The 13,509-nt window shown below is 69.8% G+C and carries 14 protein-coding genes; 5 read left to right on the top strand and 9 right to left on the bottom strand.

Annotation, left to right across the window (positions count from 1 at the left end; genetic code table 11):
* Window positions 1–206 precede the first annotated feature (206 nt).
* The gene (locus OG226_RS45075) at window positions 207–845 is read left to right on the top strand and encodes a TetR family transcriptional regulator (RefSeq protein WP_328685295.1); all 639 of its coding nucleotides are present in this window, start codon (window positions 207–209) and stop codon (window positions 843–845) included.
* Between the two features lie 416 nt (window positions 846–1,261).
* Here the strand turns inward: OG226_RS45075 and OG226_RS45070 are convergent, their stop codons facing one another.
* The 4 genes from OG226_RS45070 to OG226_RS45055 form a co-directional block, all read right to left on the bottom strand.
* Window positions 1,262–2,218: a DUF4232 domain-containing protein gene (locus OG226_RS45070; RefSeq protein WP_329352367.1), complete on the bottom strand. Its 957-nt coding sequence runs from the start codon at window positions 2,216–2,218 to the stop codon at window positions 1,262–1,264.
* Window positions 2,219–2,496: 278 nt separating this feature from the next.
* A complete protein-coding gene (locus OG226_RS45065) occupies window positions 2,497–2,910 on the bottom strand; it encodes a VOC family protein (protein WP_329352366.1) in 414 nt (137 codons plus the stop codon).
* Entirely contained in the window at window positions 2,907–3,491 is a 585-nt protein-coding gene (locus OG226_RS45060) for a dihydrofolate reductase family protein (RefSeq protein ID WP_329352365.1), read from the bottom strand. The genes OG226_RS45065 and OG226_RS45060 overlap by 4 nt, the downstream gene beginning before the upstream one ends.
* 267 nt (window positions 3,492–3,758) lie before the next feature.
* Entirely contained in the window at window positions 3,759–4,523 is a 765-nt protein-coding gene (locus OG226_RS45055; protein ID WP_329352364.1) for a DeoR/GlpR family DNA-binding transcription regulator, read from the bottom strand.
* 89 nt (window positions 4,524–4,612) lie between these two features.
* On the opposite strand from OG226_RS45055, the gene OG226_RS45050 reads away from it, so the two are divergent.
* Genes OG226_RS45050 through OG226_RS45040 form a run of 3 tightly spaced genes read left to right on the top strand, consistent with a single transcriptional unit; the run spans window position 4,613 to window position 7,252 of the window.
* Complete coding sequence (locus tag OG226_RS45050) at window positions 4,613–5,836, top strand: MFS transporter (protein WP_329352363.1); 1,224 nt, start codon at window positions 4,613–4,615, stop codon at window positions 5,834–5,836.
* 32 nt (window positions 5,837–5,868) lie between these two features.
* Window positions 5,869–6,513 (top strand): HAD family hydrolase, encoded by a 645-nt coding sequence (locus OG226_RS45045; RefSeq protein WP_329352362.1) that lies wholly within the window; start codon window positions 5,869–5,871, stop codon window positions 6,511–6,513.
* Window positions 6,514–6,568: 55 nt separating this feature from the next.
* Window positions 6,569–7,252: a DUF6461 domain-containing protein gene (locus OG226_RS45040; RefSeq protein WP_329352361.1), complete on the top strand. Its 684-nt coding sequence runs from the start codon at window positions 6,569–6,571 to the stop codon at window positions 7,250–7,252.
* A 565-nt stretch (window positions 7,253–7,817) separates the two neighbouring features.
* On the opposite strand, the gene OG226_RS45035 is transcribed toward OG226_RS45040, so the two are convergent.
* The 5 genes from OG226_RS45035 to OG226_RS45015 form a co-directional block, all read right to left on the bottom strand.
* Window positions 7,818–9,092, bottom strand: a complete 1,275-nt coding sequence (locus OG226_RS45035; protein ID WP_329352360.1) for an MFS transporter — start codon at window positions 9,090–9,092, stop codon at window positions 7,818–7,820.
* 11 nt (window positions 9,093–9,103) lie between these two features.
* Entirely contained in the window at window positions 9,104–9,997 is an 894-nt protein-coding gene (locus OG226_RS45030; protein WP_328686611.1) for a dihydrodipicolinate synthase family protein, read from the bottom strand.
* Window positions 9,998–10,061: 64 nt separating this feature from the next.
* The gene (locus OG226_RS45025; protein WP_328685285.1) at window positions 10,062–11,387 is read right to left on the bottom strand and encodes an aminotransferase class I/II-fold pyridoxal phosphate-dependent enzyme; all 1,326 of its coding nucleotides are present in this window, start codon (window positions 11,385–11,387) and stop codon (window positions 10,062–10,064) included.
* A gap of 172 nt (window positions 11,388–11,559) precedes the next feature.
* Complete coding sequence (locus OG226_RS45020; RefSeq protein ID WP_328685284.1) at window positions 11,560–12,246, bottom strand: YdcF family protein; 687 nt, start codon at window positions 12,244–12,246, stop codon at window positions 11,560–11,562.
* 31 nt (window positions 12,247–12,277) lie between these two features.
* Window positions 12,278–13,039, bottom strand: a complete 762-nt coding sequence (locus OG226_RS45015; RefSeq protein WP_329352359.1) for a dienelactone hydrolase family protein — start codon at window positions 13,037–13,039, stop codon at window positions 12,278–12,280.
* Window positions 13,040–13,130: 91 nt separating this feature from the next.
* Between OG226_RS45015 and OG226_RS45010 the strand changes: the two genes are divergently transcribed.
* On the top strand, window positions 13,131–13,505 hold the full coding sequence (locus OG226_RS45010; RefSeq protein ID WP_328685282.1) for a YybH family protein: 375 nt from the start codon (window positions 13,131–13,133) through the stop codon (window positions 13,503–13,505).
* Window positions 13,506–13,509: the final 4 nt, after the last annotated feature.

Raw genomic sequence — 13,509 nt, 5'->3', positions numbered from 1 at the left:
AGGATCCGAGGTCCGTCGCAACGGGCTCGACCCTCCGCGGATTCTTAGTAAATCAAACGCTGGCTTGACTTTATGAACGGCGACGCAAGCTGTCAAGCGACTGTTTGAATTGTGTGATCACGCGACCCCGGAGGCCCGGCGGGACCGGATCCACCCGCGGGACCACCGCTTGACAATGCACTCAAGCAACCGCTTGAATACCCGCCATGACCAGGGTGGAAAAGACAGACCTGCGTCGCGAGGCCGGCCAGCGCACGCGGGACGGTCTACAGGCGGCAGCCCTGGAGTTGCTCGCTCAGCGAGGCCAGGACGGCCTGACGCTCCGCGAGATCACGGAGCGCGCCGGAGCCAATGTCGCCGCGGTGAGTTACCACTTCGGGTCACTGAAGGCGCTGTGCGACTCGGCGATCGAGCACGCGTTGGAACGGTATCTGGACGCGCAGATGCAGGCCATCGATTCCCTTGGCTCCGCTCCGACCCTCCAGGAGGTGGCGGCGGCGTTCGCCGGGCCGATGGTGCGCGCGATTTCGGCCGGTGGGCAGGATCTGGCCGTGATGCGGACCGTGGCACGGGTCGGCATCGAACCGCCCCAGGGGTGGGAGCGGCTGACCGCCAAGTTCGTCCAGAGTCGCCGGGATGTCCTGCGGGTGCTGACGCCTCACGTTCCCGGAGTCGACGAGCAGGAGCTGATCTTCCGTACGCGCTGCGCGGCCGGCCTGCTGAACTGGCTCGCCCTCGCGCCGATCGGCAGCGAGCTAGCCGCCATGTCAGCCGAGCAGATCGAGCGGCAGTTGGTGCCTGTGGTGGCCGGGGCGTTTCGCGGGGACGGCGGCGGCGACCGCTGACCTGGCCTCGGCTCGGCTTCGCTTGGCTCGCCTTCGCTTGGCTTGGCGCTGTCAGGGATCTTGGAAGTGGAACATCCGAGAGGGCCTCGCTCGGGAGCACTCCCCCACATCGACGGCCAGACCGACGTGCGCCCCACCCGTCGTCGGGCGCCGGGCCGGCCGGGCAGGATGCCGTGACGCGTGGGGGCGGGCGGGCCCGGCTCGAACCGCAGCCCGGCCTCCTCGCCAACCCGCATGGCCTCGGTGATTTCCGCCCTCAACTGGGCTGTCGGTTCGGCCAGTTCCACGCCCGCCATCGCAAGCAACCCCGCTCCCGACGGCGTTGAGCTGTAGCTGTACGCGACACCGCGGACCCGCATTCGACGCACAACCATCCGTCGCCGGACACCGGTGATCATCCCTCTCGCAGGGTCCGCTCAGTCCTCGTCCTTCTGCCACGCTGTGACCCCGAGCTTTCCGGTGGTTCCGAGGTCGAGGTTCGGGGTCACGATCACCGGGTCGGCACCGGCCTTCGCCCGGACGCGCACATAGGGCACGTTCACCTGCGTGCCGAACTCGGTGGTGTTGCGCCAGACCAGGCTGGCGGTCGCCGACTCGCCGGGCCTGAGCGTGACGGGACCGGGCTGTTTGTCGTCCACGCTGCCGGGGGTGATCTCGCCACCGCCGTCGAGGATCTTGATGCCGTCGACGTGCTTGAGATCGTCGTCCAGGAGTTCCAGCAGCGGGTGGCCGTCGACGCCGTAGTCGCGCTTACCGCAGTTGTCGAGACGCAGGCCCACCACGCGCAGCCCCATGGCGGCGTCGCCCTGATCTGCGGTGACCCGGATCCCGGAGGCGGGGCACGTGCCCGCCGCGGCCGGCGCCTCGCTTGAGGGGACCTTGTGCACTTCGAGCACCTTGGCCTGCGTCACCCGCGGTGTGCTGGGCGGCAGTTCGCCGGCCCGGACCGTGCCTCGTACGGTCTTGCCGGGGCCGACGTCGCGGACGGTCGCGGTCTGGTTGGCCATGGCCCCGCCGTCGGCGCTCATGAAGGTGAAGACGACCGAGTAGGTCAGGGTCTCGGTGCCCTTGTTGGTCACCTCGTAGGTGGCGGAGATCCCCGAGTCCCCAGGGAGGCTCTCGGCGGAGACAGAGGTGCTGCGGGTGGGCGACGGGGAGACCGACGGGAGGGTCAGGGAGGTGATCCGTACGCCGTCCTTGCCCGGGTCGTCGACCTGCGTGCGGGACGACGGTTCGGCCGTGGTCGCGCCGGCGTTCCCGGCACCGGTGCGCTCCGTTCCGCAGGCCGTGAGCAGCAGGGCGGTCGCTGCGAGGGCCGACAGGAAGGGCACGGTGCGGGCGAGAGTTGGGTGGAGTGGGGCGGGTCTGGGCATCCGGTCATCTGATCAGCGTGTGCACCCTGGGCATGTGATGGAGGCCATAATTCCAGTCACAGGGCTGTCACAAGCTCCTTGAGGATGGGGGTAGTTGGGCGTGTCTGGCTGCCGTGACAGCGTGGGCACCGCCTCAGCGCACCCTGCGAAATCCAGCCCGTTCACGTGCCCGTCCACCTGCCCTGCCGTCGGCGCGACCGAGGCGCCTTCGTCGGCGAACCGCCCGCTCATCCAGAGCAACACCCTCCGCGACACCTTCTCCATAGACCATCACCGCCTCAGGCGAAGTCCGCTGCGGTCATGCCGTCGGGTTGTCCGGACGGCCACTCCACCAACTCGATGCGGTAGCCGTCCGGGTCCGTGAGCCACGACGTCTTCGGGCCTTGCGGGCCGCCCGGGTGCTGGACAGGTCCCGGGTCCAGGCCGGCTGCGGTCAGCCGCTCCAGGGTGGCGGCCAGTGCGTCCACCTGGATCGCCAGGTGGTCGAAACCGCTGCCCACGTCGACCGGTCCGTCGCCGGGGCGGTGGACCAGTTCGAGCGAGGCCGACGGTTCGTCGGGGAACTTGAGGATCACGAGGCGAGCCCCGTCGCCGGTCTCGACCCTGCCCAACTCGCCGTAGCCCAGAGCGGCGTAGAGGGCGAGCGAGCGGTCCAGATCGGTGACGCGGTAGGAGACGAAGAGCGTCTTCACGCAGCCTCCTCGGTACGACGCACCTGGTAGCGGAGGTGCGTGACATCTCGGTCGTCAAGCCGTCGGACGAGGTCGAGTTCGATGTGATCGGCACCGAGGTGGTCGAACAGCCGTCGGCCGTCCCCGAGGAGGACCGGGATCAGGTGGATCTCCACCTCGTCGATCTGCCCGGCTCGGAGGAGCGCCTGCGCCGCGCCCGCGCCATGGACCATGACCGGCCGGTCCCCGGCAGCCGCGCGAGCCTGACGGACGCAGTCCTCGACGTCGGTGACGAATCGCGCGTGGCCGGGTGGTACGTCCCCGTCGTCCACGTGATGGGTGAGGACGAGGATCGGCACGCCGTCGTGATGGTCGCCCTGCCAGCACCCGGCGAGTTCGAAGGTCCGTCGGCCGGAGATCACGGCGCCGGTCGCCGGCGCCTCGCGGTAGACCTGGCCGCTGGGACCGTCGGATTTCCGGTCGTCGAGCCAGTTGAAGAGCCGTCCGCCGGCGCGTCCGAGCTCCTGGCCCGGTCGATCGTCCGGACCGGCGATACAGCCGTCGAGCGCCATCGACATGTACAGCCGAATCGGATTGCTCATCCTGGCCTCCAGCTCTCCTCCATGACACCGGGATCCGGTGTTTCCTGACCCGCCGACGAGGCGGTCATGTCACGGGGGAAGACCTCAGGCAACCGGCAAACTCATCGGCTCGACCCGCCGGCCCTGCTGCCGGGCCACTGAGGAGGTACGGGGCATCGCGGAAACTCATATCCCACTGGGCGAATCTCACGACCGACGACCGACGACCGACGACCGATAGCCGATAGCCGATAGCCGATAGCCGATAGCCGACGATCGGCGGTCCGGTCAGACGGCCTTCACGACCGTGCCGGTGTCTTCGAGCGCGGCGACCTCGTCGGCGGGTGCCCCGGTGTCGGTGACGAGGGTGTGCAGGAGGGTGGACGGGCCGACGTGGGCGTAGGCGGTGTGGCCGAGCTTGCTGCCGTCGGCGGCGACGATGATGCGGCGCGTGGCGGCGATGCCGGCCTTCTTCACGGCCGCGTCGTCGAGGTCGTAGGCGGTCAGGCCCTGAGCCGCGCTGAGACCGCAGCAGCCCACGACGGCGGTGTCGAAGCGCAGTGCGGCGAGGGACGCGAGGGTGAGGGGGCCGGTGAGGGCTCCCTCGGCGCCCCGGGGCTGCCCGCCGGGCACCATCAGCGTGGCCGGGCCCGGGATCTCGCCGAACACGTGGATGGCCTGCAACGACAGGGGCATCACCGTGATCGGCCGCCGGCGCAGCAGGTGGGCGATCTCCAGGCAGGTGGTGCCGCTGTCGAGGAGGACGGTCTCGCCGTCCGCGATGAGCGCGGAGACCTCGGCGGCGATGCGGCGCTTGGCGTCGACGGCCTCGTGGGCGCGCAGCGCGAAGGGGGGCTCCTCACCTCTGAGCAACAGGGTGCGCGCGCCGCCGCGGACGCGTTCGAGGACGCCTTGCGCGGACAGCGCGTCGAGATCGCGCCGGATGGTCATCTCGGAGGCGCCGGTCAGTTCGACGAGTTCCTGGACCGTGACCCGGCCCGACTCCCTGACGGCCTGCGCGATCGCCCCGTGCCGATCGGTGTTGCTGCTCATACCGCGATTGAACACCAACCGAAACGAACATTCAATGTGTGCGAAACGACAGTATTCAATCGCTATGGATGTTCGTTACCGTGGTCGGCATGAATGATTCGCTGCGAGGCGCCCGCATAGCGACCTTTGTCTACTTCAGTCTGTGCGGCACTCTGATGGGCACCTGGGTGGTGAACATCCCCGCCGTCGAGGAGCGCGTGGGCATCACGCACGCGACGCTCGGCGGGCTGCTGGTGCTGCTGGGCCTCGGCGCCTTCATCGGCATGCAGGTGGCCGGGCGGCTGACCGACCGTCTCGGGGCGCGCGTCGTCGTCCCCGCCACCGGTGTGCTGTGCAGTGCGGCCCTGGTGCTGCCCGGCCTGCCCCGGGACGCGTGGACGCTGGGTGGTGCCCTGCTGGTCTTCGGTTTCTGCAACGGCTGTCTGGACGTGAGCATGAACGCCCACGCCGTACACGTGGAGAAGGCCTACGGCCGTCCCGTCATGTCGGCCTTCCACGCCACGTTCTCGGTCGGCGGCGTCCTGGCCGCGCTCGTCGGGGCGGCTACGGCGAGCGCCGGTCTGAGCCCGGCCGCGGGCATGGCCGCCATGGGAGTCCTGGGCATCGCCATCGCCCTGGTGTCGGCCCGCGCCCTGCTGCCTGCCGCGCCCACTCCTGCCGAGACCGCCTCCACTCGGGAGACCGAACAGACGCCTCGGGAGAGCGAACAGACTCCGGCCACCGGGCGCCGTAGCACCAGCAGGCGCATCTGGTTCCTCGCCGCCCTCGCCCTGATGGTCATGCTGTGCGAGGGAGCCGCCAACGACTGGAGCGCGCTGCACCTGAAGGACGTCCTCGGCGCACCCGCGAGCACGGCCGCCTTCGCCTACGGCACCTTCGCGGCGACCATGACCATCGGCCGACTCCTCGCCGACCGGCTCGTCACCCGATTCGGGTCGATGGCGATCCTGCGCTACGGCGCGACGACGGCCGCCGTCGGCATCACGATCGTCACCGTCTCGCCGTGGATATGGGCCGCGTTCGCGGGGTGGGCGCTGTTCGGTCTGGGCCTGTCCGGCTGCGTCCCGCAACTCTTCAGTGCGGCCGGGCACGCCGACCCTGCCGCCGCGGGAGCCAACGTCTCCCGCGTCGCCGGGCTCGGTTACGTCGGCATGCTCGCCGGTCCCGCCGCCATCGGCTGGCTGACCCACGTCGTCGCCCTGAACCACGCCTTCGTCCTGCTGATCCTGCTGTGTGCGATCACCGCCGTGGCCGCCGGGATCCTGCGCACCGGATCCGACCGCACGCCCGAGATGGCAGCGAGCAGCAGCTGACACGCCCTCGGAATCCGGAGGAACCCACGCTCATGTCCACCGACCGAAGCATCGTGCTGTTCGACCTCTTCGGGGTCATCGCCCGTCACCAACGCCCGGGCGCCCAGGGCAAGATGGCCGCCCGCTGTCACACACCCACCGACACCTTCACGACGGCCTACTGGGACTGCCGCCCGCCCTACGACGCGGGTCGGCAGTCCGCGTCCGCGTACTGGACCGCCGTACTGCGACGGCTGTCCCTGTCCGCCGACGCCGACACGATCGAGGAGCTGCGCCTCACCGACATCGACAGTTGGTCGCGCGTCGACGACCGCATGGTCGCCTACGTCCAGTCCCTCCGCGCTGTCTCCGAGGTCGCCCTGCTGTCCAACATCCCCTCGGACCACGCGGACGTCTTCCTCGCCGCGCAGCCCTGGCTCCAGCAACTGGACCACGTCGCCTTCTCCGGGAAGATCGGGGCGGCGAAGCCGGACCCGGCCGCCTTCCGCCACTGCGTCGACGCCATGCGGGCCTCCCCGGGCGACTTCCTCTTCGTCGACGACCGAGAGGAGAACGTGCGCGCCGCACGGACCATGGGCATGAACGGACACGTCTTCACCGGCCGCGACAAGTTGGCGGCCGTCATCGACAACTGGTTGCCGACCCACCGATCCACGCGGAATGCGCGCGGGCTGTGACGGCTCCCAGCCCGTGTCCCGGCCGTTGTCAGTGGCAGTGCCCAGACTGTGCCGTATGACTTCGGTGACCGCTCGTGACTATGCCTGGATACGTTCCTCTCGGTTGTTCGACTGCGCGTTGGAGATCGGGTACACCCTGTCCCTGGTGCGGGGCATCGCCCCGAGGGAGGTGCTGCGGGTAATGGACGCGGAGCCCCAGGGCAGTTGCACGGGGGCGGACGCGTTGATCGAGCGGCAGGACGAACTGCGCGACCCGGAGGACTACTCGGACGGGTCCTTCATGGCGGGGGCATTCACCGTCCCGGGCGAGGGCGGTGACTGGACGCTCGTCCTGCACGTCGGAGAGGGGGGAACGGGGATGCGGTCGCGCTTCCTGAAAGCGTTGACGGACGGTGGGTGCGCCGTGGTGCACTCCAGCAACGGCGGTAAGCCCATGCACTTTTTCCATTGGTACGAGGACGGGGAACTCCGGACCACCTTCGAGTGGCACACGGCCAGGCACGGCAGCACTCCTGATGCCCTCAACTCGGCCATGCGTGAGGTCGGTTACGCACTCTCGGACGATGAGGACGGGACGAGCGAGACGAGCGAACGGGTCGACACCAAGGCGGCGGCCTTCGCCCTCGCCGAGCGGCTGACCGGGGTTCGGGTGACGGAGGAACTGCTCCAGGGTGCCGAATACCAACTCGGATATGTACCCGAAGAACCCCCCAGAGAAATCGCGGGCGGGCAGGGCTGAGGCACCGTGGCCCGTCAGACCCGACCCGACCCCACCCGGTCCGACGGTCCACGTGATCCACGAGACGGCTCGCCGGGTCCGGTCAGTCGAGCAGGGTGTCGCCCCGCACCGTGCGCGTCGAGCCGTCGGTCAGGTGCAGGGTGAGGGTGCCGTCGGGGTCACGCGTCCGGGGTGTCTCCCGGCTCCGGCCGGAACGGGCACTTGCGGGCGTGGGCCGTGCCGTCGAGTCCGCGATCCAAGAGCGCCTCTACGACTTCTATGAGGAGTCGCGCACCACCGACGAGCTCTTCTGGTCCCGTCACCTGAGCGCCTGGATCGCCACCGGGCACGGAGTGGTCAGCAGCGCCACGGGCAACCCGGGGCTGTCCTCGGCGCGTTACCCCGACATCGCGGCTGTGTCCGAGGAACTGCGGCATGCCGACCGGCGGTCCCCGAGTGGGGTCGAAAGGCCGGCAGCAGCGAAGGGGTGGTGCGGATCGCGTCAGGCTCGATCGTGTACGGACAGGGGCGAGTTGCCGTTCCGAAGACAGGCTGTGTCGGTTCGATTCGCTCGCCACCGGAACCGTCACGCGCGGCGTTTCTCGTCGGCTCTCCCGAAGCGCGTCTCGACGGTCGCGGCGACGACAGCCGCGCAAACCGCCAAGAGGCCGACGACCAAGGGCAGTTGGACGGTCACGCCCGTCAGGGAACCGGCCAACGCCGTTCCGGCTGAACCGGACGTGATCTTCAGGGCCGCGACCCAGATGAAGACCTGACCGCGCGCTCCGCTCGGGGCGTACTCCGTGCGGGCCGCGAGGGTGGAGGCGAAGAAGAAGGCGTTGAGGATCCCGGTGAGGGCGTACGCCGAGACGGTCACGGTGAAGGCGGGGCTCGCGGCGACGGTGAGGAGACCGGCGACGACGCCCAGGGCGAGCCGGCGCATCAGCCGGTCCGGGTCGCCGGTGAGCGGGAAGGCCATGACGGCTATGGAACCGGTGAGATTGCCGAGGCCGTACGCGGCGGTCAGCACGGCCGCGGTGGCCGGCTCGACACCGAGGATCTTCGTCATGTGGACCGCGGTGATCGGCAGGGCGGCCACACTCAGGGCGACGATCATCGTCAGGTAGACGGTGCGCCGCAGCGGGCCGGTGCGGGCTATCAGCGCGAGGGTGGCTCCCGGCTTGAGGATCGCCGACCTGTCGCCGTCGTGGGGCGGCGCGGTGAACGGCAGCAGCAGGACGGCACCCGCCGCCGCGCCCGCGCCCACCGCGAGGGCGAGAGCCGCCGCCGTGGGCGAGACCCATCCCGACAGCGCGGCCACCAGCGACGGGCCGACGGTGCCCCCGATGCCGTAGGTGGCCACGTCCCAGCCCTGGGCCCGCCGCTGCGTGCGCAGTCGTGGTCGCGGTCCGACGATGGCGGGCAGCCGGCTGCTGATACCGCCGGTCAGCAGCGGCCCGCAGGTGCCGGCAGCGGCCAGCGACAGCCCGGTCACTACGGCTGGGGCGTGTCCGTACGTCAGCACTCCCGCGGCCAGTGCGGTGGCGTACAGCAGGCAGGCCGCCGCGATGACCTTCCGGCCGTCCCGGGCGAGGTCCAGCGGCCGGGCGACGAAGGGGCCGAGCAGGTGCGGGGCGGTGATACACGCGCCGAGAACCCCGGCGAGCGTCCCGGAACCACCGGACGAGGTGACGAGCAGAACGACGGCGACGACCGCTCCCCCGTCGGCCGTACGGGCGAGGGCCGCGGCGGCGACGTAGCGCGCCAGGCCGTTGCCGCGCCTGCCCTCCCTGCCACCCTTTCCGAGCGAAGGCGGAACTTCCCACACCCTCCGCGTACTTGATATGTGCTGCTCACCCATGTGGTTCGTGCTCAGGAGGTGAGCCCGAGGACGTCCAGCACGGCGACGACCTCCTGGCGGGCGGTCTCGTCCAGCCCTCGCAGGGGACGCGGCAGGTTCGGTTCCTCCGTCAGGCCGAGGTGGGAGGCGGCTGCGGAGATGACGCGCAGGCTGCCGTGGCGGCGGAAGAGGGCCCACAACGGTTCGAGTCCTGCGGACAGTTGGTACGCCTGGTCCGCGTGACCGGCCTGGGCGGCGCGGGTGAGGGCGAGGGCGGTCTGCGGGAAGGTGCCGCCGGTGACCGAATACCAGGCGTCGCAACCGGAGTTGAGTCCGCGGGCCGCCGTCCGGTCGCCGCTCACCCCGATCGTGACGGTGTCGGGGATCAGCGCGCGCAACGCGGCGACGCGGAGTCCGGCCTCGCGCGGGTCCTCGGGCACACCGGGGATCTTGATCGAGCCGACATTCGGCAACTGTGCGATACGGCCGTGCAGTTCGTCGGTGAAGTGGATGTGCGTGGTGCCCGGGTTGTCGTAGACGCACAACGGCACGGAGAGTTCGCGCGTGACGTCCTCATAGAGGCCGAACACCTCGTCCTCGGTGAGCAGTTGATACGTCATCGGGGCGAGCAGCACGCCGGAGGCACCCGCCTTCTGCGCGTCCTCGGCCAGTTCCAGCACGTGCGAGGTACGCAGCGCGCCGATACCGACGATGACGGGCACCCCGTCTGCGGCCCCCACCGCGATCTTCGCTGCGCTGGCGCGCTGCTCCCGGGTGAGATAGGCGTAGCCGCCGGTGGAGCCGAGCGCTCCGATGGAGTCCACACCGGCGGCGGCGAGGCGGGCGACGAGCGCCGCGTACGCCGCTTCGTCGATGCCCTGCTCGCTGGTGGGCGTGAGGGGGAAGGCGCTCAATCCGCTGAACATCATGGCTCCTTGAGGGAGGGGAGAGAGAAATGGGCGGGCGAAGTGGGCAGGCGGATCGCGTTGGTCAGGTGCCCGTCGAGCGCAACTCCGCTACGACCGCCCCGAGTTCGGCGGCGAAAGCCTCGGCCTGCGCCTCCGTGGCCGTGGAGGTGGTGATCCGGATCGCGCCCTGGTGGGCGGCCGGATCCGGCGCGAAGAGGTGCCCCGGCCGCACCGCCCAGCCCCGCTGCGCGAGGGCCGCGACCACGGCTCGTGCGTCGACGTCGAGTTCGACCCATACGTTCAACCCGTCCGGCCGGTACGGGACTTCGATGCCCTGGGCGCGGAGGCGCTCGACGAGCAGGCCGCTGCGCCGGGCGTAGAACTCACGTGCGCGTTCGTGGAGTTCGTGGACCCGGGGATCCAACAGGAGTTCACGGGCGGTGTGTTGCAGCAGGCGGCTGACCCAGGTGGTGCCCGCGCTCAACCGCGCTTCCAGGCGCGCGGTCGTCTCGGCGTCGGCGGCCACGAGGGCGAGGCGCAGATCCGGCCCGAGGAACTTGGACACGGAGCGGACCAACGCCCAGCGTGTACTGCCGGGTGGCGTGACCCGGTGGTACGGCCGCGCGGAGACCGCCGAGAAGTGGTCGTCCTCGATGACGAGAACCTGGGGGTGCTCGGCGAGGATCGCCCGGAGGTCGGCCGCCCGTTCCTCGGTGAGACTCGCGCCGGTCGGGTTGTGGGCACGGGGCGTGCAGACGACCGCGCGGGCACCGGCCTCCAGCGCGGCCCGCAGCGCGTCGGGGCGCATACCGGCGCCGTCGACCGCGACGGGCGCGGAGCGGTAACCGCTCAGCCGCAGCGTCCCGATGCTCGCCAGGAAGCAGGGGTCCTCGATCGCCACCAGGTCCCCGCGGGTGAGGTGAGCGTTGAGCAACCGCTCGGTGGCGTCGACCGCTCCGTGCGTCACCAGCGTGCGGAACGGCTGGTCGATGTCCTCGGCGAAGTCGGCGCGGGCCCAGGCATTCAGCCCCGGGTCGATCGCGGGCTCGCCGTACAACGGCGGGCTGTAGTCCCCGCGCCGGGCGGCACCGAGGAGGTCGGGCAACAGCAGCGGGTCGGGATTACCACTGGCCAGGTCGACGCAGTCACCCCCGACACCGGCGGCGACCCCCTCCCGCGCGAGCTGCGGCACCGCCGCGACCACCGTGCCGCCGCGCCCCCGCGTCTCGGCCACCCCCGCCTCGACAAGCCGCCGGTACGCGAGGGCAACCGTGTTCCGGTTGACCCCCAGCTCGGCCGCGAGCACCCGCACCGGGGGCAGACTCGCCCGCGGCGCCAACTCGCCCGAAGCGATCTGGTCCCGCACGCTGCCCGCGATCTCGGCCGCGGTGGTGCCCTTGATGCCCACGTGATCAGCTCCGCTCGAACAGGAGGGTTCGTCCTATGCCAAAGTTTGTCCTATGCCAAAGATACGTCATGGGTGGGCTCGGGGGTACATGGGTCGCGGGTTCGGAGCGATGGGGGTGAGGGGGCGAGCGGATGAGTGTGGGTGAACGGATGAGTGGGCGACTACGGCCCGGCTACGACTCCGCGTCAGAAGGGGCGATCGGCGCCGTCAAGCCAACGCCGGCAGGAGGCCGAACACCCCTGCGCAGCAGCGCAGTTGTCGACAGCGAGACCTTGCGCTCATCGGGCTTGAGGCCGCGCAGCGCCCAGAGTCCGTACAGCGCCAGCAACGGCTTGACGACCACCCACTCGCCGGGGCGGTAGTCGTTCGCGCGCACCAGCCTCGCCGCGAGATCGGGGCGCTGCCGCCGCAAGTACGCACGGGCCTTGAGCGCATGAGCCGGCTGGGAGACGATCTTGATGCGGTCCACGTCTTCGAGGAGTGGGATCACGTTCGTGATGTTCTCCCACGTCGTCGTGCTCCGGTCCTCCAGAAGCACCCTCCCGTCGAAACCGAGCACCAACTTCGCGTAGTCGCCCATTAGTTGGGCCTCCGCAACGCCTCTGCCGGGTGCGCCGCCGCTGAAGATCACGCATGTCCCCTGCGCACGGTCGGCGTCGATGGAGCGGATACCGGCGCGGACTCGCCACCGGTTGATCGGGTTCGCCGTCGCTTGGGGATTCCGGTACCCCAACACCACGACCGCCTCCGAAGGGCCCTCGCTGTTCCCCACCAGAACCCGAGACCAACGCCAGTTCAGCCACTCACCCCAGGCCAGCGCCGCTGCCCCGGCCATCGCCAGTCCCGTCCTTCGCCGCATGCGGCGACTCTAGGACACCTCGGCAATCGGCTTACGCGATATGGCGGTTGATGAATTCGTGCCACATGGCGGAGGCGTGTTCCGGGGTGTCCCGGTGACCTCCCGCGAAGCCGAGCAGTTCTTTGTCGGGGCTCACGAAGGCGTCGAACAACTGGAGTTGCCCCGAGCGCGGGAAGATCTCGTCGTCCCATTGCAGGTGGAAGAGGATCGGTGCGGTGATGGCGGAAGCGTCGTTCAGGACGCGGTGCGGGGCGTGAAGTCCGGGATGGATAGCGGGGGTTGATACCATGCCGAACTTTCCGAACACCGCGCACCTCAGTCCCGGCCCGAGGGCGCGTGCGGCGGCGAGGCCGAGGCGCGTGCCCAAGGACAACCCGAAGTACGCCTGACGTGTCGGGTCGGCTGTCCCAACGCCCACCAGGAGGTCGCGCGCGGCGACCCAGTCGTCAGCCATGCGATCCAGCACCCGACCGATCCCCTCGGCGGCCATCCGTCTCTGGTACTCGACCGGTTGGAGAGGTGATGCCACCCGCTCACCGTGGAACGGACCGTCGATCGCTACGGCCGCGCAGCCGGACGAGGTGATGCGGTCGGCCATCGACAGGACTCGCTCGCTGTGGCGATGGCCGCTGCCGCCGTGCCCCAGCAACACCAACGGGACTGCCCCGGACCGACCGTTCGACGTCCACACGGTGCCGGGAATCGTCGAGTGCGACCCGCTGATCACGAACGAACGCCGTGTGGAGTGCTCAGAACCCGCGTGACAGGCGGACCAGACCACATGCTGACTCACGTCGCCATCACAACACAAGGAACTCCAAGCCCGCCACGGTTGTTGGTGGCTTCGGCTGTTCATGACTTAGGCGCTGGAAGGGGCCGCCCCGATGTCGGATCTCGCTGCCGAGCTCACGGCGTTCATGACGCGGTACGAGCAGGCGACCAACACTCACGACATCAATCGCGTGGCGCCGTTGATCGATGCGGATGCCGTCTATTGGTTCTCCGACGGTTCCCATCGGGGCCTGAGCGAGATCATGGAAGCAATCGAGCGGACCTTCGCAGCCATCCAGGACGAGGTGTACGAAGTCCGGGATCTTGAGTGGGTCGTCCTGGCCACCGATCACGCCGTGTGCCGGTATCGCTTCTTCTGGACGGGGGTGGTCGACGGCCGGCCCCGTTCCGGAGAGGGACGGGGCACGAACGTGCTGGTGAAACGGAAGGCCGGGTGGAAGATGCGGCACGAGCACCTGAGTTCCTGATCGG

The sequence above is a fragment of the Streptomyces sp. NBC_01261 genome (genome assembly GCF_036226385.1).
Lineage (GTDB): Bacteria > Actinomycetota > Actinomycetes > Streptomycetales > Streptomycetaceae > Streptomyces.
This window is presented reverse-complemented; position numbering and strand designations above follow the sequence as displayed.